Here is an 18,698-nt window from a genome sequence, read left to right on the forward strand (position 1 = left end):
GCATCCAGGATCGCCTCGTTGGCCGCCACCGGCGACTCGACCCGCGACGAGAGCCCGTCGAGGGTGAATTCGATCTCGACCGTCTCATCGCCGGGGCGCAGTTCGACGGGGCGTCCGCGGTCGATGCGCGGGCCGTCGGCATCGGTCGTGAAGAGCTCGAATCGGATGTCGGACGCCGCCACGCCGCGACGCTCCAGCGTGTCGCGGCAGAGGGCCACGAGTTCGAACGGGCCGCACAGGAACCACTCCGTCACATCGTGCGGGGGCAGCAGGAGGTCGAGGATGCGATCGAGCTTCTGGGCGTCGATCCGCCCCGAGAGAAGCGGCGCTGCGCGCTGCTCGCGCGAGAGCACGTGGTGCAGCGCGAGCCGAGCCGGATAGCGGTCTTTCAGCGCGGCGAGCTCCTCGAGGAACATGACGTCCTGCGTCGCGCGGTTCGTGTAGATGAGCGAGAAGCGGGCGGTGGACGAGGCCGCCAGCACGGATGCCGCCAGCGCCATCATCGGCGTGATGCCCGAGCCGGCGGCGATGCCGGCGAGATGCGCACCGTTCAGATCGGGGAGTCCCGTCGTGAAGGTGCCTTCGGGGCTCATCACGTCGATGCGGTCGCCGGGGGAGAGCTCGGTGTTCGCCCACGCCGAGAACACGCCACCGAGGTCGCGCTTGATTCCGACCGAGATGGCACCGGGCTCCGGCGGCCGGCAGATCGAATAGCTCCGCCGCACCTCGCGTCCGTCGATCTCCGCCCGCAGCGCCACGTACTGCCCGGGCAGGTAGGAGTACTCCGCCCGCAGCTCCGGCGGCACGGCGAACGTGACCTCGACGCTGTCGGCGGTCAGGGGACGGACGGCCGTCACCTCCAGCTCGTGGAACCTCGCGCGGCGGCGCGTGAGCGTGCTCACAGCACTTTGAAGAAGTCGAAGGGCTCGAGGCACGCGCGGCACTCGAAGAGCGCCTTGCACGAGGTCGATCCGTAGCGGGACACCTCGCGCGTGTCGAGCGACCCGCACTGCGGGCACTTGACGCTGAGGGTCATGGGCACCCGGGTGCCGCGGGCCGGCGCCCGCCCGTTCGGGGGAGCGATGCCGAACTCGGCGAGTTTCGCCTTGCCGGCATCCGTCATCCAGTCCGTCGTCCATGCCGGGGCGAGCACCGTGCGCACCTGGACGTCGGTGTAGCCCGCGTCTCTCAGCGCCGCGTCGACGTCGGCGCTGATGGCGTCGAGGGCGGGGCATCCGCTGTAGGTCGGCGTGAGCGCGACGCGCACGCGTGCGCCGTGCTCGTCGACGGAGCGCAGCACGCCGAGGTCCTCGATCGTCAGCACCGGGATCTCGGGGTCGGCCACCGCCGCGGCGATGTCCCACGCGCGGGTGCGGGTCACGGTCACCATGACGCACCCGGATGCTGTCGGGCGAGCACCTGCAGCTCGGCGAGGAGAGGGCCGAGGTAGCTCGAGTGGCGCCCCTCGCGGCCGCCGCCGGAGGAGAACGGGATCGTGGGCGCGTCCAGGCCGCAGGCGCTCAGGATGCCGGCGAGCTCGGCGTCGACGCCCTCGCGCAGGGTCGAGGGCAGCACAGCGATGGCGGGAAGCGCCCTGGCTGCCCGGTCGTCATCGAAGAGTTCGCCGAGGTAGGGCCAGAGGTCGGTGAGCGCGATGATCGTGCGCCGACGCGACTCGTCGGTGCCGAGCGCGAGCCGCCTCATCCACTGCGCGGCGTGATCGAGGTGGTAGGTGACCTCCTTCTGGGCCTTGGCCGCGATGGCCGCGAGCGTGGGGTCGGTGGAGGCCGTGAGCGCGTCGTAGAGGGCGCGGAAGTAGGCGGATGCCAGCAGCTGCCGCACGATCGTGTGTGCGAAGTCGCCGTTGGGCTGCTCGAAGAGCCAGCGGCTGCGGTACTCGTGCTCGTCGCGCCAGTACGCGAGGTCGTCCTCGCTGCGGCCGTCGGCGGTTCCGGCGTAGCGGAGGAGCGACCGCGCATGCCCGAGCAGGTCGAGCGCGATGTTGGCGAGAGCGATGTCCTCCTCGAGCTCCGGTGCGCGTGAGATCCACCAGCCGAGCTGCTGGGCGAGGATCAGGGCATCGTCGCCGAGACCGATCGCGTATTCGGCCACCGCGGGCGAGGAGACGGCGGCCTCGTCGCCGACGAGTTCGGCGTCGAGCGCGACGGTGTCGACGCTGATGTGGGATGACTCGGAGCTCACAGGTGCGGCACCCCCTCGGACGCGGTGTAGTACGTCGCGTGCCGGTAGTTCTTGCCGGACGGGCTCTCGAAGAACGCCTCGCGCGCGTCGGGGTCGCTCGCGGTGATCGCGTCTGCGGGGACGACCCAGATCGAGATCCCCTCGTTGCGGCGGGTGTACACGTCGCGCGCGTTGCGCACGGCCATCTCGGCGTCGGGCGCCTGCAGCGACCCGGCATGCACGTGGCTCAGGCCGCGGTTCGCGCGGATGAAGACCTCCCAGAGGGGCCATGCCTCGGCATCCATCACGCCACCGCCTTCGGGTGCGACATCCGCTCGGCGTACGCGGCCGCCGCCTCGCGCACCCACGCGCCGTCTTCGTGCGCCTGCCGCCGGTGCTGGATGCGCTGCGCGTTGCACGGGCCGTTGCCCTTGAGCACCGCCTCGAACTCCGACCAGTCGATCGGTCCCATCGCGACGACGCTGCCGTCCCCATCCAGCCGCAGCTCGGGGTCGGGAAGGGTGATGCCGAGCGCTTCGGCCTGGGGCACCAGCATCGCGACGAACCGGTTCCGCAGCTCGTCGTTGCCGAAGCGCTTGATGTTCCAGGCCATCGACTGCGCGGAGTTGGGGGATTCGTCATCGGGCGGCCCGAACATCATGAGGCTCGGCCAGTACCAGCGGTCGACGGCATCCTGAGCCATCTCGCGCTGCGCCGGGGTGCCGTTCATGAGCGACAGCAGGATCTCGAAGCCCTGCCGCTGGTGGAAGGACTCCTCCTTGCAGATGCGCACCATCGCGCGAGCGTATGGTCCGTACGAGGCGCGGCAGAGGGGCACCTGATTCACGATCGCGGCGCCGTCGACGAGCCAGCCGATCGCGCCCATGTCGGCCCAGGTCGGCGTGGGGTAGTTGAAGATCGAGGAGTAGCGGGCCTTGCCCTCCAGCAGCGCACCGGTCATCGCGTCGCGGGTCGTGCCGAGGGTCGCCGTGGCCGAGTAGAGGTAGAGTCCGTGGCCCGCTTCGTCCTGCACCTTCGCCATCAGGATCGCCTTGCGCTTGAGGCTGGGAGCGCGCGCGATCCAGTTGCCCTCGGGCTGCATGCCGATGATCTCGGAGTGCGCGTGCTGCGACATCTGCCGCACGAGCGTCTTGCGGTAGGCATCCGGCATCCAGTCGCGCGGCTCGATGCGCGAGTCGGCCTCGAGAAGCTCGTCGAAGCGCGCCTGTTCGCGTGTCGTCATCGTCAGCACCTTTACTTTACGATCGTTCAGTTATTATAGGCCGACGCGGGCGGTCGATCAATCGCCCGGAGTGAACGGGAGGAATGGGATGTCGAACAGCGCCGCGGTGCCTGCCGAGCCCCGCCGGGGGCGACCGGGCTATGACCGCCGCGGGGCTCTCGAGGTCGCGGTGCGCGTGTTCAACGAGCACGGTTACGACGCGACATCCATGGGGATGCTCGCCACGCGGCTGGGACTGTCGAAGTCGGCGATCTACCACCACTTCGACTCGAAGGAGCACCTGCTCGAGGCGGCGCTCGACGAGGCGCTCGGCGGGCTCGAGCAGGTGCTCGACGAGCCGGGAGCCCGGCGGGGCACGCAGACCGCGCGGCTCACATACGTCGTGCGCCGCGCGGTCGAGGTGCTGGTCGACCGGCTCCCGTATGTGACGCTGCTGCTGCGCCTGCGGGGCAACACCGCGGTCGAGCGCGCTGCGCTCGAGCGGCGGCGGCGGTTCGACGACGCCGTCAGCGCCCTCGTCCGCGCGGCGCAGGTAGACGGTGCCGTCCGCGCCGACATCGACCCCGCGATCGCGACCCGCCTGGTCTTCGGCATGGTCAACTCGCTCGTCGAGTGGTACCGGCCGACCGGGCCGGAGGGCGCGCGTCAGCAAGCCGGGGGTTTGGGGCGGAGCCCCATCGTGGGCGCGGGTCAGCTCGCCGACGACGTGCTTGCCCTGGTGCTGGACGGTCTCCGCCGCCGCTGACGCGGCCGACCCCCGCCGGGTGACGCCGACTGCCACCGTCGGGTGACGCGCACTGCCCCCGCCGGGTGCGCATAACTCCTGCACTCCCGCGCACAGCGAACGCGCACCCACCGGGATTCCGGGCGTGATCGCCTCGCGGCCAGGCAAGCTGCAGGAGTTATGCGCAACGCGCTACTGCTTGGCGACCAGCGTCAGCACGTCGTAGGTCGCGACGAGGTCGTCGCGCTGGTTGCGGATGACGGCATCCCAGCGCACTTCGCCGTATTCGTCGGTCTCGCGCGGGGTGATCTGCTTGGCCGTGAGCACGACACAGATCTCGTCATCGGGGCTGACCGGGGTGATGAAGCGCAGGTTCTCGAGGCCGTAGTTCGCGAGCACCGGGCCCGGTGCGGGGTCGACGAAGAGCCCTGCCGCCCACGACACGAGAAGGTACCCGTGCGCCACGCGGCCGGGGAAGAAGGGGTTCGCTGCCGCGGCGGCTTCGTCCATGTGCGCGTAGAAGGTGTCGCCGGTGAAATGCGCGAAAGTCTCGATGTCCTCGAGCGTGACGGGGCGCGACGCCGAGACCAGCTGATCGCCGATGCGCAGCTCCGCGAGGCTCTTGCGGAACGGATGCCGCTCGTCGCTGCGCGTCGCTGCACCGGGATGCCACACGCCGGTCAGCGCCGTGAGCATGTCGGGGGAGCCCTGGATGGCGGTCCGCTGCATGTGATGGAGCACCGCCCGGATGCCGCCGAGCTCCTCACCCCCACCGGCGCGGCCCGGTCCGCCGTGCACGAGGTGCGGCATCGGCGACCCGTGGCCCGTCGATGAGCGGGCGTCGTCGCGGTCCAGCAGCAGCACCCGGCCGTTGCCGGCGGCGATGCGCGACGTCAGCTCGACGGCGAACACCGGGTCGTGGGTCACGACGCTCGTCACGAGCGACCCCTCCCCTCGGGACACGAGGTCGGCGACGTCGTCGAGGCTCGTGTAACCGAGGATCGCGGCCACCGGACCGAACGCCTCGACCTCGTGCACCGCGGGCGTGCGTGCGTCGGCGAAGCGCAGCAGCATCGGCTCGACGAACGCACCGGCCATTGCCGGTCCTCGGGTGCCATCCGCACGGACGACATCGGGCGGGCCGGCCGACCCGATGACGAGCTCTCCGCCGGCATCCCGCAGCCGTTGCACCTGGCGCAGCACCTCGTCGCGCTGCGCGATCGATACCAGAGGGCCCATCGTGACGCCCTCGCCGCGCGGGTCGCCGAGCACAGCGCGCTCATCGAGGCGGGTGCGGACGGCCGCGATGACGTCGTCGATGGATGCCGCGGGCACGATCGCGCGCCGGATCGCGGTGCACCGCTGCCCCGACTTCGCCATCAGCTCGGCGACGAGCTGCTTCACATAGGCGTCGAACTCTGGCGTGCCCGGGGCTGCGTCGAGCCCGAGCACCGACGCGTTGATCGAGTCGGTCTCGGTCTGGAACACGACCCCGCTCGGCACGCGCTCCCGCAGCGCGGCGGCCGTCGTGGCCGAGCCGGTGAAGGCGACGAGGTCGCCGAGGCGGAGGCTTTCGAGCAGGCCGGGCACGGCGCCGCAGACGACCTGCAGTGCGCCGTCGGGAACCTCGCCCGACTCGATGAGGATGCGCACCATCGCCTCCGCGATGGAGGCAGTCGGTGTCGCGGGCTTCACGATCGTGGGCATGCCGGCCAGGAACGCGGGCGCGAACTTCTCGAGCGAGCCCCAGACGGGAAAGTTGAACGCGTTGATCTGCACGGCCACACCGGGAAGCCGCGTGTAGACATGACGGCCGAGGAATGTGCCGTCCTTCGAGAGCGGCTCGACCGGTCCGTCGAGGTAGACGCGGGCGTTCGGGAGTTCCCTCCGGCCCTTCGACGAGTACGTGAACAGCACGCCGATTCCGCCGTCGACATCCACCCACGCGTCGGCCTTCGTGGCGCCGGCGCGCGCCGACAGCGCGTAGAGCTCGTCCTTGTGCTCGGTGAGCATCTGAGCGAAGCGCTTGAGCAGCATCGCCCGCTGGTGGAACGTGAGGGCGCCGAGACTCGCCTGGCCGGTGCGGCGGGCGTGGTCGAGCGCGAGGGCCAGGTCGATGCCGTCGGCGCTCACGCTCGTGACGAGTTCGCCGGTCGAGGAATCGTGCACGGGAACGGCGTTCGCGGCATCCGGAGCAGACCAGCGCCCGCCCACATAACTCTGCAGCACGCTCATGGCGGCGTCCTCCTCGTCGAGAACAGATAAGTGACCGATCGTTCAGGAAGTCTACCCGAGGCGTGGGCGCCGGTACCCGCCGGGCCCCGCGGGGCGCAGCGAGAAGGCCCCCGGACCGTGTGGATCTCGAGGGCCTTCGACCCGAGGCCGGCTCGGACGAGCCGCTCAGCGGTCGTCGCCGCGGATGGCCTCCTTGGCCTCGTTGCGCGTCTTGACGGAGTCGCGCTCCGCCTCTGCCTTCTTGACCTCGGCCTCGGCCTTGGCCTCGTCGACCTTGTCGCCGATCTTGTCGGTGGTGTCCTCCCACGCGTCCTGGATCTTACGACCGGCCGTCTCGGCGGTCTCCTTGGCGTCATCCATGATTCCCATGATTCGCTCCCTTCGTGAGTTGCCATCGACGCTAGGCGTCGTCGTCATCGGCGTCAGGGGGGTTGCGAACGCCGGGCCCGGTTGCTACCCCGTGCACGCGGGATGACACGTGCCTCGCCCTCCTGATTCGCCGGGCGTCGCGGACGGCTAATCTCGGGGGAGGGAGGTGGGCGGCCGTGGGAAGAAACGCGGATGCCGTCGCCGAAGGCATCGCCATCGCTCAGTCCGCCGCGCGCCTGAGCGTCAAGAACAGCATCCTGGTCGGGACGATCTCGCTCGGCGAGCCCTTCGAGCCCCCGCGGTTCATCCCTGTAGCCCGCGAGGCGCTGATCTCGCTCGCCATGGAGGCCGAGGAGGCGGCCAGCCTCGCCCACCGGCAGCGCAAGGCCGCGTGGGGGCAGTACTCCCAGCCCGACGGGACCCACGACTACCGCGACCGGGATGTGCGCAATCTGCGCCGCCGCCGCCGGCAGTATCTGCGCGTCGCGCAGGAGCTTCGGCGACGGGCCGATGACCCCGTGGCGCTGGACGGCCTTGTCGAGGCGGCGCGAGAGGCGGCGTGGTCGGATGTCGAGTCCAACCTCGAGCGCCGGCTGGCCGTGGAGGGGATGCGCGCAGACGCCGATCCCGACTACGAGGTCATGCGCCCCGCGCGGATGCAGGCCCTCCGCCTCGTCGATCTCGAGCGGCTCGCGTCGCAGCACCGGCATCGCCTCGCCGCCGAGACCGCAGCGAGCGATGCTGACGGTGTCGAGGGCTCCTGACACAATCGGCGTATGCCCGAAACCACGCCGCATCCCTCGCGATTCGCCGACGACGATCCGTTCGTCGCGCGCGTGCGTGGCCTGTGCGAGCGGTACCCGGAGGTCGCCGAGGTCGTCGCGCACGGGCGTCCCACGTGGCGGGCGCGCACTCGGCAGTTCGCGATCGCGGGCGCCGCGCACCAGCCCGAGGACGCGGTGGTGCTGCGAGTCGACCCCGACGAACGGCAGGCGCTCCTCGAACGAGACGATGTGTGGGTGCCGGCTTACGAGGGCGCCTCGGGCTACCTCGCGATCGGCGCGGGGCCCGGCGCGGACTGGGACCTGATCGAGGAACTGATCGACGGGGCATATCGCCTCGTCGCGAATCAGCGCCAGCTGCGCGCCCTAGACGCCGACCCCGTCGTGCCGCTGGCGGGCGACGCGTGAGCACCGATTCGCGGCATCCCGTCGCCTGAGGTATTCTGGACGCTGGCCTGCGCGCCTGGCGCGCGAGCTGAATTGCGCTCGTAGCTCAATGGATAGAGCATCTGACTACGGATCAGAAGGTTGGGGGTTCGAGTCCCTTCGAGCGCACACTGTGTTGAGACAGTAAGGAAGACGGCTCGCGGAAGCGGGCCGTCTTTTCAATGCCGGGGCTCCCGGTTCGGGGGCAGCAAGAGCAAGCCGCATACCCGCGGCAACCGGGGATGCTCGAGGTCAGGCGCTGCGCAACACCTTCTGCAGGGGTCGCCCGCGCGCGAGTTCCTCCACGAGCTTGTCGAGGTAACGGATCTTCTGCATCAGCGGATCTTCGATCTCCTCCACCCGCACTCCGCAGACGACCCCCGTGATCGAGGATGCCCGCGGGTTGAGTGCTGCGTCAGCGAAGAAGGTCGCAAACGTCGAGCCCTCTGCCAGGTGACGGGCCAGCGCCGCCTCGTCAAAGCCGGTCAGCCACTCGATCACCTGATCCAGCTCGTCCCGCGTTCTCCCCTTCCGTTCCACCTTCGTCACATAGAGGGGGTAGACGGCGGCGAAGCTCGTCGTGAAGATCCTGCTCACGTTCCGGAGTGTATCCCCGGCGAGCTCCCCGCGTCAGGCGAGCGGCACCACCCGCAGCCAGACGAACCCGTGCGCCGGAAGCGTGAGCCCGACGGCCAGGTCGACGCGCTCGCCGTCGACGATGTCGATGGCGCCCGCTTCGAACCCCGCGAGCACGGTCGCGCGGATGACGGCCGGATGATCGTCGACGTTCGCGAGCACGAGGATGCGCGCGGCCGCATCCGTCGCGCCGGGGCGCTGATAGCCCAGCACCGAGCGGTGGCGGGCGTCGAAGCCGCTCAGCCGGCCGCCCGCGAACTCGGGCGTCTCCTTCCGCGTGCGGATGAGGTGCGTGAGCGCCGTGAAGACCTTGCCGGCGGCGGTCGTGAGGTCCTCGCGCTGCGCGTACAGGTCTGCCGGGCGCTCGGGCCGATGCACCCACCGGCTGTCCCCGGCCGTATCCGGATTCCTGGCGTACGAGTAGTCGTTGAGCTGCGCGACCTCGTCGCCGAGGTAGATCAGCGGCACGCCCCCGGTCGAGAGGGCGATCGCGTGCGCGAGCAGCACGCGGTCGATGCCGCCCGGGTCGCCCGCCTCGACGCCCGCGAGCGACGCGGTCGTGCCCGTGACGCGTGCGTCGCCGGTCTTCGGGTTGTCCTGGAACGGCACGCCCCGGGCGAAAGTGCCGGGGTAGCGGCCCACGTAGAAGTCGTTCAAGAACCGGCGGTGCGGGTATCCGTGAATGCCGATCTCGGCGGCATCCTCGTCGGCGAACGTCCAGCTGATGTCGTCGTGATTGCGCACGTAGTTGACCCACGCGGTGCCCGGCGGCAGGGCGTGCCGGCGTACGAGGGCCTGCTGCAGCAGCCTCGGGTCGCGCGTCGCGAGCGCATCCCACGTGAGTGCCATCTGCAGGGGGTTGTAGGAGAGCTGGCACTCCTCGGGCGCGACGTACTGCACCACCTCGTCGGGGTGCACGATCGCCTCGGACTTGAACAGCAGCGACGGCGCCGCCATCCGCAGCACCGCGTTGAAGGCCCGCAGCAGCAGGTGCGCCTCGGGCAGCGATTCCGACGGCGTGCCGAGGCGCTTCCAGATGAAGGCGACGGCGTCCAGGCGCAGCACCTCGATGCCCTGGTTCGCGAGGAAGAGCATCTCGCCGGCCATCGCACGAAAGACCGCGGGGTTGGCGTAGTTGAGGTCCCACTGGAAGTGGTGGAACGTCGCCCAGATCCACCGACCCGGCCGCCCGTCTACAGACGGGAGCTGCACGAACGAGCCGGCGTGGTCTTCGGGGAAGATCTCGCGCAGGGTGAGCTCGTACGCGTCGGGCATCGTGCGGTCGGGGAAGATCAGGTAGAAGTCCTCGTACCCGGGTTCGGCGGCGACCGCGTTGCGGGCCCACTCGTGCTCGTTGCTCGTGTGGTTGAAGATGAAGTCGACGACGAGCGAGATGCCCGCCCGACGCAGGTCGGCGGCGAGGTTCGCCAGTTCCTCCATCGTGCCGAGGGCGGGGTCGACCTTCCGGTAGCTCGACACCGCGTACCCGCCGTCGGAGTTGCCCTCGGGGCTTTCGAAGAGCGGCATGAGGTGCAAGTAGGTCAGCCCCAGTTCCTGGAAGTACGGGATGCTGTCGCGGATGCCGGCGAGCGATCCGGCGAAGCGGTCGACGTAGCAGACGCCTCCCAGCATCCGGTTCGAGAGGAACCAGTCGGGATTCGACTCGCGCTCGTCGTCGTGCGCCTTGAGCGTGTCTGGGCGGGAGTTCCAGGATGCCGCGGCCTCCGCCACGACGGCGGCGAGCTGCTCGAGCCCGTCGTCCCGATGCCCGTAGAGTGCCGCGAACAGCGGATGCAGCGTGGGAAAGTGCTGCGCGAAGCGCCGGGTGAACGCATCGTCGAACGGCCCCGTTCGCTCGGTGGCAAGGCGCCGGATCTCTGCGATGTCAGCGGACCACTCGGTGTTGAGTCTCGGCATGGCTCTCCTCGATGAGTCGCGGCGTGTGCGTTTCACCCTAGGTCGGGGGATGCCGCGGGTCGAGGTCTGGAACCCCGCGCGCCAGGCTGGCAGACTGGCCGGGGTGAGACTCGAACAGGTGGCGTTGCACGCGGACGATCTCGACCGGGCGTCGGATTTCTACACGACCCTGCTCGAGTGCGACCCGGTGGCCCGGTTCGACCCGCCCGGCCTCCTCTTCTTCGACCTCGACGGCGTGCGGTTGCTGCTCGATGCCAACGCCCCGGCATCCCTTCTCTATCTGGGCGTGCACAACGTGCACGAGACGCTCGAGCGCCTCGACGGGATCGCGGATGTCGTCGCCAGGCCGCATGTGATCTTCACGCACGCGGACGACACGCTGGGTCCCGCGGGCCACGAGGAGTGGCAGGCCTTCATCCGCGACACCGAGGGCAACACGGTCGGTCTGATCGCGTTCCAGCCGGTCTAGGCCCGCCCGCCGGGCCGATCAACCGTCGTGCCGAACGACGCGGCTGGGGTGCTGTTCGCCGTGCGCGAACGGTTGGCACTCGCATGCCTCGAGTGCTAATCTGAACGTAGTTGAGCCGACTCGACTCAACCCCGTAAACACCCGCCCGGACGACCTCCGGGCCGAGCCCACAAGGAGAAGAATCATGGCAACGAACGACCCGTTCCGTGAGCTCGACCGCATCGCGTCGACGCTCTTCGACCCCCGCCGCGGACCTCGCCGCATGCCGATGGACCTGTACCGCGACGGCGACCACTATGTGCTCACCGCCGACCTGCCCGGCATCGACCCGGGTTCGGTCGACATCGACGTCGACGGCCAGTTGCTGACCATCCGCGCCGAGCGCACGCTCACCACGGGCGAGGGGGTCAAGTGGATCACGCGCGAGCGTGAGGCCGCGAGCTTCCTGCGTCAGCTCAACCTCGGCCAGGGCATCGACACCGAGGGCATCGCCGCGAACTACGCCAACGGGGTGCTCAGCGTCACGATTCCCGTGAGCGAGAAGGCCAAGCCGCGCAGGATCGAGGTCTCGACCAACGCCGAGGCTCCGGTCTTCAAGGCCCACGAGTCGAGCGACGCTCCCCAGCCGGTCGAGCAGTAGGCTCGCGCCGCGACGGTGCGGGCGCACCGACCGCGCCGTCGGTGCCGAACCGCGCCGTGCCGAACCGCCCCGAGATGCTCGGGGCGGTTCGGCGTTTTCAGCGGGCGGTATCAGCGGCCGTCGAGTCCCCTCCTCCCATTTGACCCGCGTGTGGCGGGCGTCCGGGACGACCCGCGTGGGCGGGCCGAAGAAGGAGATATCCGATGGCCATACACAGGAGCCTGATCGCGATCATCGCGAAGAAGAATCCGGCGATCTGGGAGGAGATCATCGGGCCGCTCGGCCCGATGAAGCGCCTCGCCGCGGTCGCGCTCAACCCGCAGCCGCTGCCGCCCAAGGCGATCGTGCGGGGCCTCGAGGCGTCGCTCAATCCGCAGCCGCTGCCCCCGGGCGTCGACTACGGGTTCGCGGTGGGAGCGGAGCTCGTCCGCGCCGCGGGCATCGCGCAGCTGTTGCACACGGGCTTCGACGTCGTGGTGGACGACATCTGCCCGCCGCCTCGCCCGTGGCCGCCGATTCCGTGGCCGCCGGCGCCGTGGCCGCCCGAGCCGTGGGGGCCGCGCGACGAGTTCGACCCCGAGTTCGTGTTCGGCTACGCGGTCGGGCTCGCGTTCGCCCTGGAGACAAGCGCGCACGCGTGGGAGCGGCTCGACGGTGCCGGATCGCTCGAGCAGCTGCACGAGGCCGCGTTCAAGACGGCCGAGCAGTTCGGCTGACTTCGGGTACGACGGTGGTGCCCCGGCCGATGCGTTCGCGCGGCCGGGGCATCCATCATCCGTTCGTCGATGCCCGATTCGCCGCTATGACAACCCCACGAGGACATCGTGCGAGCTCTAGGCGCCCGCGATCCTGGATGCGGGGACCGTCAAGCACGGCGTGGCAGTTGTCGTCGCTCCGCCCGCCTGGACGCGGCGCGAGCTGCCACCTCGGCGGGCCCGGCGCCCACGCACCCCCGGGGCTAGGCTGGCCGCATGGCGCACTACGCCGTCCCGACGCCCCGACGCCGTCGCGGGCGCCCGAGCGGGGGCGATTCCGGCACGCGCGAGCGCGTCGTCAGCGCCGCCATCGAGGAGTTCGGCGAACACGGCTACGACGGCGCGACGATGCGCGGGATCGCCGCCCGCGCCGGGGTGGATGCGGCGCTCCTGCACCACTACTTCGGCACCAAGGCCGACCTGTTCGGCGAGACGATCGGGGCACCGCTCCGGCCCGACCTCGCGATTCCCGAGATCCTCGAGAGACCGCGCGACGAGATCGGCGAGGCCATCGTCCGCTACCTCCTCGAGGCGTGGGAGGTGCCCGAGACCCGCAAGCGCGGGATCGTGCTGCTGCGCTCGGCGATCGGCAACAAGCTCGCGACTCCCCTTCTCGCCGGCTTCCTCTCCCGCGAGCTGATCGGCAAGATCGCGGCCAGGCTCGACACTCCGGATGCCGAGCTGCGCGCGGCGCTCGTCGCCTCCCAGGTCGCGGGGCTGCTGATCGCGCGGTACGTGCTCCGGCTCGCCCCGCTGGCCGAGGCATCCGTCGACGATCTCGTCGCCAAGCTCGCGCCCACCGTGCAGGGCTATCTGTTCGACTGACTCAGGAAGGATGACGGATGTCGTTCCAGGCATACCTCGACAACATCGAAGCCAAGACCGGCCTCACTCCACGCCAGTTCATCGACCTCGCGGCCGGCAAGGGATTCGGTCCCGGAACCAAGTCAGGCGAGATCATCGCGTGGCTGGCCGAGGACTACGGGCTCGGCCGCGGGCACGCGATGGCCCTCGTCCACGTGATCACGAAGGGCCCGAAGATCGACGCCAAACACGTCGATTCCGGCCGCGCGCACAGCGATCCCTCCGACACCCTGTGGCTCGAGGGCAAGGCCACCAATCCGGCATCCTGACCCGTCGGCGGCCTTGTGAGGCGGAGGAACCGGGAGCATAATTCATCACGTGATGAATAAAGCGATGGATGCCGGTGGCGCGCGCTCTTCGGCGGTTTCGGTGCGCGGGCTGCATGTGCGGCGCGGCACCACCACGGTCTTCGACGGCCTCGACGTCGAGATCCCGCGCGGCCAGGTCACGGGGCTGCTCGGTCCGTCGGGCTGCGGCAAGACGACGCTGATGCGCTCGATCGTCGGCGTGCAGAAGGTCGCGAGCGGCACGGTGACGGTGCTCGGCGACCCCGCCGGTTCGCCGTCGCTGCGGCATCGCGTCGCCTACGACACCCAGGATGCCTCCGTGTACGGCGATCTCACGATCGAGCAGAACCTCCGCTACTTCGCGCGCCTCATCGGCGCCCCCGCCTCCGATGTGGGACGGGTCATCGAGCAGGTCGGCCTCGGGCCGCAGGCCCGGCAGACGGTGGACTCCCTGAGCGGCGGGCAGGAGTATCGCGTCTCGCTCGGCGTCGCGATGCTCGGCACCCCGGAGGTGCTCGTGCTCGATGAGCCGACGGTCGGCCTCGACCCGGTGCTGCGGGCCGAGCTGTGGGCGATCTTCCGCGCGCTCGCGGCCGGCGGCACCACGATGATCGTGTCGAGCCATGTCATGGACGAAGCCGTGCGCTGCGATCGGCTCCTGCTGATGCGGGCGGGACGGATCATCTCCGACACGACCCCGGAAGGCCTGCTGTCATCGACGGGCACCGATGATCCGGATGCCGCGTTCCTCGCGCTCGTCGAGCGCGACGAGGCGGCGCATCCGAAACTCCGGAGGGAAGGGGACCGGTCGTGAACGCGACCCGCACTTTCGCCACCGCCGGCCGGGTGCTCCGGCAGCTCAGCCACGACCACCGCTCGGTGGCGCTCATGCTGATCGCGCCGAGCCTGCTGGTCGGCCTGTTCGCGTGGCTCTTCGTCGATCAGGAGGGCGTGTTCGAGACGATCGGGCCGCCGATCCTCGCGCTGTTCCCGTTCGTGATCATGTTCCTCATCACGAGCATCACGACGCTCCGGGAACGCCGGTCGGGCACCCTCGAGCGGCTCATGACGACGCCGCTGGGCAAGGGCGATTTCATCGCCGGCTATGCCCTCGCGTTCGGCTCCGCCGCGGTGCTGCAGGCCGTCATCACGGTCGTGTTCGCCGTGTGGGTGTGCGGGCTCGAGGTGGAGGGGCCGCTGTGGCAGCTGGGTCTCGTCGCCGTCGTCGACGCGGTGCTCGGAACGTCGCTCGGGCTGCTGGCGAGCGCCTTCGCGCGCACCGAGTTCCAGGCCGTGCAGTTCATGCCGCTCATCGTGTTCCCGCAGATCATCCTCGGCGGCATCTTCATGCCCCGGGATCAGATGCCCGATGTGCTCTACGCGATCTCGAACTTCCTGCCGCTGAGTTACGCCATCGATGCCGTCAACGCGGTGACCGCGGGCGATGAGGGCTGGGATGTCGTGGGACCGCTGCTCGTGGTGATCGGCTTCGTGCTGGCGGCGATCGTGCTGGCGTCGCTCACGCTGCGGCGGCGGACGCCGTAGCCCGACATCCGCCGACCGAGCTCAGCAGTCCTCGTCGGACTTGTCGTTGCGAAGCTTCGCGGTCAGTGCGAGCAGGGCCTGCAGCTCGGCTTCGTCGAGGCGCGACATCCGATCGGCGATGCGCCGGCCGTGCTGGATCGCGAGCCCGCGGAACGCCTCGGCTCCTTCGGCGGTCGCGCGCACGAGGGCGCCGCGGCCGTCGACCGGGTCGGCGCACTTCGTCACGAGGCCGCGGGCCACCATGCGCTCGACGAGACGGGAGACGCTCGGCTGGCTCACGAGCATGAGGGAGGTCACATCGCGCAGCCGCGCCGTCATGTCGGGCGCCCGGGTGACGGTGAGCAGAACGTCGTATTCGGCCTGCGAGAGAGTCGTGTCGTCGAAGTCTGCGCTGATGTCGCCGAACACCTCGTGCTGTGCGCGAAAGAGGCTCTCCCACGCGTCGATGGCGAGGCGGCGGTCGTTCATCGCACCAGATTACGCCCGTAGGCTTGCCGCGTGAGCGTGAGCGCGGGGAATCTGTCGGGGCGATCACGGGTGCGTGGCGGGTTCATCGCGCTCGCGGCATCCATTCTGCTTGCCCTGCTCGCCGTCGGGGCCGCTCCCGCGTTCGCGGCGCTGCAGGGCGAGACCGCTCCGGGTGTCGCGGCGGTGCAGGGTCTGCGGTCGGCCGGCGTGCAGGACTTCGTGTTCCAGAGCATGGATGTCGAATACACGCTCGGTCGCGCCGAGGACGGCACCAGCACGCTGAGGGTCATCGAGTCGTTCGTCGCAGTGTTTCCCGAGTTCGATCAGAACAGGGGGATGCAGCGCCGCATCCCGGATTCATACGAGGGCGTGCCGACCTTCCCGACGCTCGAGTCGGTGACGGATGCCGAGGGCAACCCGCGGCCGGTCGAGGAGGAGTGGGAGGACGATCACCTCATCGTCACGTCGCGCGCGGACGGCTTCGTGCACGGGGCGCAGACATATGTGTTCACGTACACGATGCAGAACGTGGTGGGAACCTTCGCAGACACCCAGGCCGACGAGTTCTACTGGGACGTCAACGGGGTCGACTGGGCGCAGCCCTTCGGGCGCGTCTCGGCTCGGGTGAACATTCCGGGTGAGCTCGCCGACGCACGGACCGGGGGAATGGCCTGCTATCGGGGCGCGCAGGGGTCGACGGAGACGTGCGAGATCTCGGAGTCGTCGGGCGAGGCGGGGTCGTCGGGCGAGGAGTCGGCCGATGGAGCGGGGGCTGGGGGCGAAGCGGGGTCGTCCGTGGTGTCGGCATCCGCTGGAGGGCTCGGTGCGTTCGAGACGATGACCGTTGCGATCGGGTTCGAGGCCGGAACGTTCACGCCCTTCGACTCGTCGTACCTGGCGTCGCCGTGGGGCTGGCTGCAGGGCTTCGCGGGGCTGCTCGCCGGTGGCGCGCTCGCGTTCGGCGCGGTGATGCGCGCGCGGCACATGCGGGACGAGCCCGGCCGCCCGGTCATCGTCACGGAGTTCGCGCCGCCCGCGGGCGTCGATGCGCTCGAGAGCGCGGTGCTGCTGGGGAAGACGACCAAGGCCATTCCCGCGGAGGTGCTCGAGCAGGCGATCGTCGGGTCGATCCACATCGTGGAGGGTCCGCCGAAGCTGTTCGGGGGCACGAAGCTGCAGGCGCATCTCGTCGACCGGTCGCGCGCGGACGGCGATGGGGCGATGCTGCTGGACGGGCTCTTCCCGCCGGGTTCGCCGCCCGGCACCGTCTACGAGTTCGGCAAGTCCGACACGCGGTTCTCGACGGCGGCGCAGGCGATCATCAAATCCGCGACGTCGGAGCTCGTCTCCCGCGGACTGCGGCGTCCGGTGTCGGGGTGGGCGCGCGTGCTGCCGATCCTCGCGGCGGCCGGGGCGGCGACGCTGGTTTTCGTTCTGGGCATCATCGCGATCGAGGGCGGCGTCACGCCGTGGATCCCGATCGCGCTCATGGGGGCGTCGGTCGTCGTCGTCGCGATCGTCATCGGCCTGGTCTCCCGGCAGCCGGTGACTGTGAAAGGCGCCGAGACCCGGGACCACTTGGCGGGACTGAGGATCTTCATCGAGTGGGCCGAGGAGGATCGCATCCGGATGCTGCAGTCGCCCGAGGGTGCCGAGCGGGTGCGGATGGACGTCAACGATCCGCGGCAGAGGCTGCGCTTGTATGAGGTGCTGCTGCCGTATGCCGTGGTCTTCGGCCAGGAGAAGGAGTGGGCGCGGCATTTGGCCGCCCTGTATGACGTGGACGGTTCGCCCGGCTGGTACACGGGTTCGACCGGGTTCAACGCGGCGGCGTTCTCAGCCGGCATCGGCTCGCTGTCATCGAGCGCGTCGTCCGCGTCGAGCACGTCGGGCGGCTCGGGCGGCGGCGGATCGGCCGGCGGTGGCGGTGGCGGTGGCGGCGGGGGCGGGGTTTAGCGCGGTGGTCGGCTCCGGCGGGGGCCGCGCCGAGAGCTCGGTCCCAGAGCTCGCTCCGAGGGCGCGCTCCGCCGGCCCGATCCAGGGGCTCGCCGCGAGGGCTCGGTCCCGGAGCTCGTCGAAACGTCGTCATCCTTCGGCGGCTCGCGGCCCCGCCCGCTCCGCGAGGAGCCGGTCGCGCCGCCGGTGGAGGCTTCCGGATGCCGGTCGCCAACGGCCGTATGGATCGAGGTAGTGCGGCGCCTTGATGTGCGGCATCCCGTCGATCATGGCGATCTGCCAGCCGCCGGAGTCGATCGTTCGATGGTGGTGCCAGCAGAGCAGAACGCCGTTGTCCGTGTGGGTCGGTCCGCCGCGGGAACTCTCCCGCACGTGGTGCACTTCGCACCACGTGGCGCCGACGTGGCACCCGGGGATGACACAGCCGCCGTCGCGTTGCGCGATCGCCCGTCGCTGGTGCACGGTGAAAGTGCGAAGCGGCGATCCGAGTTCGATGATCCGCCCCGCCGAATCGGTGACCAGGCGCTGGACGGCGCCGGTGCAGGCGATCGTTCGGGCGAAGGCGGAGGTCACGACGGTGTCTGTGCCCTCGATGAAACCGACTCCGTCGTCAGACTCGACGTCGGCGGCGGTCATGGTCACGACGAGCACGGGCGCGGCGCCCCCGATGCTGGGGGTGCCCTCCGCGCGGGCGGCAACCGAGAGGATCCCGGCGAGGGCGTCGTGCCGCTTCTGGGTGTGAGACCGCGGATCGCGGAGCTCTGCGAGCACGGCCGCTTCGTACTCTTCGTCGTCACGGTCGATCGCGCCGTCGCTCAGGGTGAAGGACGGCCCCGCCGGCGCGTCGACCCGCGGGTTCAGGAAGGCGTCGACCAGCCGCTGGAACTGCGCTGCGACGGCCGGCAGCAGCTCGCCGCGTAGCGGGACGGTGCCTTCCCGCTCGCGACCGATGGTGATGCCGCGGCGGCGCAGTCCCTTCGCTTCATCGGGCAGGGTCCCGTCGGGGTCGAGCACGAGGGCCCATGTCTGTGCCATGACGCGCACCTCGTCGGGAGTGCAGGGCGGGCTGTCGGCGTCGCCGGTTGCCGCCGTGACGAGGGCGGTCTCTGCGGCGGCGAGGTCGTGAGGTGCGCAGCGCTCGGAGAGCGGACCCAGCGCGTCGGCGACGGCGGCCGCGGCATCCACCCCCATCGCTCCCGTC

General features: G+C 70.2%; 22 protein-coding genes and 1 tRNA gene. 12 read left to right on the forward strand and 11 right to left on the reverse strand.

Features of this window, described 5'->3' with window-relative positions:
* From VNT50_RS03855 to paaA, 5 genes are all read right to left on the reverse strand, one after another.
* Window positions 1-902, reverse strand: a 902-nt coding sequence (locus tag VNT50_RS03855) for an FAD-binding oxidoreductase (RefSeq protein ID WP_325483782.1), incomplete at its 3' end; no start/stop codon positions are given.
* Window positions 899-1,390 carry a 1,2-phenylacetyl-CoA epoxidase subunit PaaD gene (paaD, locus tag VNT50_RS03860; RefSeq protein WP_325483783.1) on the reverse strand — a complete coding sequence of 164 codons (492 nt, stop codon included), beginning with the start codon at window positions 1,388-1,390 and terminating at the stop codon, window positions 899-901. The genes VNT50_RS03855 and paaD, both read right to left, overlap by 4 nt.
* Window positions 1,384-2,202 (reverse strand): 1,2-phenylacetyl-CoA epoxidase subunit PaaC, encoded by an 819-nt coding sequence (paaC, locus tag VNT50_RS03865; protein ID WP_325483784.1) that lies wholly within the window; start codon window positions 2,200-2,202, stop codon window positions 1,384-1,386. The genes paaD and paaC overlap by 7 nt, the downstream gene beginning before the upstream one ends.
* Window positions 2,199-2,486 carry a 1,2-phenylacetyl-CoA epoxidase subunit PaaB gene (paaB, locus tag VNT50_RS03870; protein ID WP_325483785.1) on the reverse strand — a complete coding sequence of 96 codons (288 nt, stop codon included), beginning with the start codon at window positions 2,484-2,486 and terminating at the stop codon, window positions 2,199-2,201. Before paaB ends, paaC begins: the two co-directional genes overlap by 4 nt.
* Entirely contained in the window at window positions 2,486-3,424 is a 939-nt protein-coding gene (paaA, locus tag VNT50_RS03875; RefSeq protein ID WP_325483786.1) for a 1,2-phenylacetyl-CoA epoxidase subunit PaaA, read from the reverse strand. Before paaA ends, paaB begins: the two co-directional genes overlap by 1 nt.
* An 88-nt stretch (window positions 3,425-3,512) precedes the next feature.
* On the opposite strand from paaA, the gene VNT50_RS03880 reads away from it, so the two are divergent.
* Window positions 3,513-4,169 (forward strand): TetR/AcrR family transcriptional regulator, encoded by a 657-nt coding sequence (locus VNT50_RS03880; RefSeq protein ID WP_325483787.1) that lies wholly within the window; start codon window positions 3,513-3,515, stop codon window positions 4,167-4,169.
* Window positions 4,170-4,340: 171 nt separating this feature from the next.
* Here VNT50_RS03880 and paaZ read toward each other — a convergent pair whose 3' ends face one another.
* Both paaZ and VNT50_RS03890 read right to left on the reverse strand, forming a co-directional pair.
* On the reverse strand, window positions 4,341-6,383 hold the full coding sequence (paaZ, locus tag VNT50_RS03885; protein WP_325483788.1) for a phenylacetic acid degradation bifunctional protein PaaZ: 2,043 nt from the start codon (window positions 6,381-6,383) through the stop codon (window positions 4,341-4,343).
* A gap of 165 nt (window positions 6,384-6,548) precedes the next feature.
* The gene (locus VNT50_RS03890) at window positions 6,549-6,743 is read right to left on the reverse strand and encodes a hypothetical protein (protein ID WP_325483789.1); all 195 of its coding nucleotides are present in this window, start codon (window positions 6,741-6,743) and stop codon (window positions 6,549-6,551) included.
* Between the two features lie 185 nt (window positions 6,744-6,928).
* Here VNT50_RS03890 and VNT50_RS03895 point away from each other — a divergent pair, with 185 nt between their 5' ends.
* The 3 genes from VNT50_RS03895 to VNT50_RS03905 all read left to right on the forward strand — a co-directional run bounded on the left by VNT50_RS03895 (window position 6,929) and on the right by VNT50_RS03905 (window position 8,089).
* On the forward strand, window positions 6,929-7,516 hold the full coding sequence (locus VNT50_RS03895; RefSeq protein ID WP_325483790.1) for an asparagine synthase: 588 nt from the start codon (window positions 6,929-6,931) through the stop codon (window positions 7,514-7,516).
* 12 nt (window positions 7,517-7,528) lie between these two features.
* Window positions 7,529-7,942, forward strand: a complete 414-nt coding sequence (locus VNT50_RS03900; RefSeq protein ID WP_325483791.1) for an MmcQ/YjbR family DNA-binding protein — start codon at window positions 7,529-7,531, stop codon at window positions 7,940-7,942.
* Window positions 7,943-8,016: 74 nt separating this feature from the next.
* Window positions 8,017-8,089, forward strand: a tRNA-Arg gene (locus VNT50_RS03905).
* Between the two features lie 123 nt (window positions 8,090-8,212).
* Here VNT50_RS03905 and VNT50_RS03910 read toward each other — a convergent pair.
* Complete coding sequence (locus VNT50_RS03910) at window positions 8,213-8,557, reverse strand: DUF2200 domain-containing protein (protein WP_325483792.1); 345 nt, start codon at window positions 8,555-8,557, stop codon at window positions 8,213-8,215.
* A 33-nt stretch (window positions 8,558-8,590) separates the two neighbouring features.
* On the reverse strand, window positions 8,591-10,513 hold the full coding sequence (locus VNT50_RS03915; protein ID WP_325483793.1) for an amylosucrase: 1,923 nt from the start codon (window positions 10,511-10,513) through the stop codon (window positions 8,591-8,593).
* A gap of 103 nt (window positions 10,514-10,616) precedes the next feature.
* Between VNT50_RS03915 and VNT50_RS03920 the strand changes: the two genes are divergently transcribed.
* From VNT50_RS03920 to VNT50_RS03950, 7 genes are all read left to right on the forward strand, one after another.
* Window positions 10,617-10,982 carry a VOC family protein gene (locus tag VNT50_RS03920; protein WP_325483794.1) on the forward strand — a complete coding sequence of 122 codons (366 nt, stop codon included), beginning with the start codon at window positions 10,617-10,619 and terminating at the stop codon, window positions 10,980-10,982.
* A 184-nt stretch (window positions 10,983-11,166) separates the two neighbouring features.
* Entirely contained in the window at window positions 11,167-11,622 is a 456-nt protein-coding gene (locus VNT50_RS03925) for an Hsp20/alpha crystallin family protein (RefSeq protein ID WP_325483795.1), read from the forward strand.
* Window positions 11,623-11,825: 203 nt separating this feature from the next.
* The gene (locus VNT50_RS03930) at window positions 11,826-12,338 is read left to right on the forward strand and encodes a hypothetical protein (protein ID WP_325483796.1); all 513 of its coding nucleotides are present in this window, start codon (window positions 11,826-11,828) and stop codon (window positions 12,336-12,338) included.
* Between the two features lie 255 nt (window positions 12,339-12,593).
* A complete protein-coding gene (locus tag VNT50_RS03935) occupies window positions 12,594-13,202 on the forward strand; it encodes a TetR/AcrR family transcriptional regulator (protein ID WP_325483797.1) in 609 nt (202 codons plus the stop codon).
* A 17-nt stretch (window positions 13,203-13,219) separates the two neighbouring features.
* The gene (locus tag VNT50_RS03940; protein ID WP_325483798.1) at window positions 13,220-13,510 is read left to right on the forward strand and encodes a DUF4287 domain-containing protein; all 291 of its coding nucleotides are present in this window, start codon (window positions 13,220-13,222) and stop codon (window positions 13,508-13,510) included.
* Window positions 13,511-13,562: 52 nt separating this feature from the next.
* The gene (locus tag VNT50_RS03945; RefSeq protein ID WP_325483803.1) at window positions 13,563-14,342 is read left to right on the forward strand and encodes an ABC transporter ATP-binding protein; all 780 of its coding nucleotides are present in this window, start codon (window positions 13,563-13,565) and stop codon (window positions 14,340-14,342) included.
* Entirely contained in the window at window positions 14,339-15,073 is a 735-nt protein-coding gene (locus tag VNT50_RS03950; protein ID WP_325483799.1) for an ABC transporter permease, read from the forward strand. The genes VNT50_RS03945 and VNT50_RS03950 overlap by 4 nt, the downstream gene beginning before the upstream one ends.
* A 21-nt stretch (window positions 15,074-15,094) precedes the next feature.
* Here VNT50_RS03950 and VNT50_RS03955 read toward each other — a convergent pair whose 3' ends face one another.
* Window positions 15,095-15,541, reverse strand: coding sequence for a MarR family winged helix-turn-helix transcriptional regulator (locus VNT50_RS03955; RefSeq protein WP_325483800.1), 447 nt, complete (start codon window positions 15,539-15,541; stop codon window positions 15,095-15,097).
* Between the two features lie 30 nt (window positions 15,542-15,571).
* Here VNT50_RS03955 and VNT50_RS03960 point away from each other — a divergent pair, with 30 nt between their 5' ends.
* Entirely contained in the window at window positions 15,572-17,497 is a 1,926-nt protein-coding gene (locus tag VNT50_RS03960; RefSeq protein ID WP_325483801.1) for a DUF2207 family protein, read from the forward strand.
* Between the two features lie 129 nt (window positions 17,498-17,626).
* On the opposite strand, the gene VNT50_RS03965 is transcribed toward VNT50_RS03960, so the two are convergent.
* Window positions 17,627-18,698 (reverse strand): HNH endonuclease signature motif containing protein (locus VNT50_RS03965; protein ID WP_325483802.1); only part of this gene is annotated, 1,072 nt, incomplete at its 5' end.

It is taken from the genome of Microbacterium sp., assembly GCF_035554235.1.
Lineage (GTDB): Bacteria > Actinomycetota > Actinomycetes > Actinomycetales > Microbacteriaceae > Microbacterium.

Excerpts from the sequence above, each read along its gene's own strand:
- VNT50_RS03915 (WP_325483793.1), bottom strand. The coding sequence starts at position 10,513 with ATGCCGAGACTCAACACCGAGTGGTCCGCTGACATCGCAGAGATCCGG.
- VNT50_RS03890 (WP_325483789.1), bottom strand. The coding sequence starts at position 6,743 with ATGGATGACGCCAAGGAGACCGCCGAGACGGCCGGTCGTAAGATCCAG.
- paaD (WP_325483783.1), bottom strand. The coding sequence starts at position 1,390 with ATGGTGACCGTGACCCGCACCCGCGCGTGGGACATCGCCGCGGCGGTG.
- VNT50_RS03955 (WP_325483800.1), bottom strand. The coding sequence starts at position 15,541 with ATGAACGACCGCCGCCTCGCCATCGACGCGTGGGAGAGCCTCTTTCGC.
- VNT50_RS03945 (WP_325483803.1), top strand. The coding sequence starts at position 13,563 with ATGAATAAAGCGATGGATGCCGGTGGCGCGCGCTCTTCGGCGGTTTCG.
- VNT50_RS03935 (WP_325483797.1), top strand. The coding sequence starts at position 12,594 with ATGGCGCACTACGCCGTCCCGACGCCCCGACGCCGTCGCGGGCGCCCG.
- VNT50_RS03930 (WP_325483796.1), top strand. The coding sequence starts at position 11,826 with ATGGCCATACACAGGAGCCTGATCGCGATCATCGCGAAGAAGAATCCG.
- VNT50_RS03940 (WP_325483798.1), top strand. The coding sequence starts at position 13,220 with ATGTCGTTCCAGGCATACCTCGACAACATCGAAGCCAAGACCGGCCTC.
- VNT50_RS03880 (WP_325483787.1), top strand. The coding sequence starts at position 3,513 with ATGTCGAACAGCGCCGCGGTGCCTGCCGAGCCCCGCCGGGGGCGACCG.
- paaZ (WP_325483788.1), bottom strand. The coding sequence starts at position 6,383 with ATGAGCGTGCTGCAGAGTTATGTGGGCGGGCGCTGGTCTGCTCCGGAT.
- VNT50_RS03925 (WP_325483795.1), top strand. The coding sequence starts at position 11,167 with ATGGCAACGAACGACCCGTTCCGTGAGCTCGACCGCATCGCGTCGACG.
- paaB (WP_325483785.1), bottom strand. The coding sequence starts at position 2,486 with ATGGATGCCGAGGCATGGCCCCTCTGGGAGGTCTTCATCCGCGCGAAC.
- VNT50_RS03900 (WP_325483791.1), top strand. The coding sequence starts at position 7,529 with ATGCCCGAAACCACGCCGCATCCCTCGCGATTCGCCGACGACGATCCG.
- paaA (WP_325483786.1), bottom strand. The coding sequence starts at position 3,424 with ATGACGACACGCGAACAGGCGCGCTTCGACGAGCTTCTCGAGGCCGAC.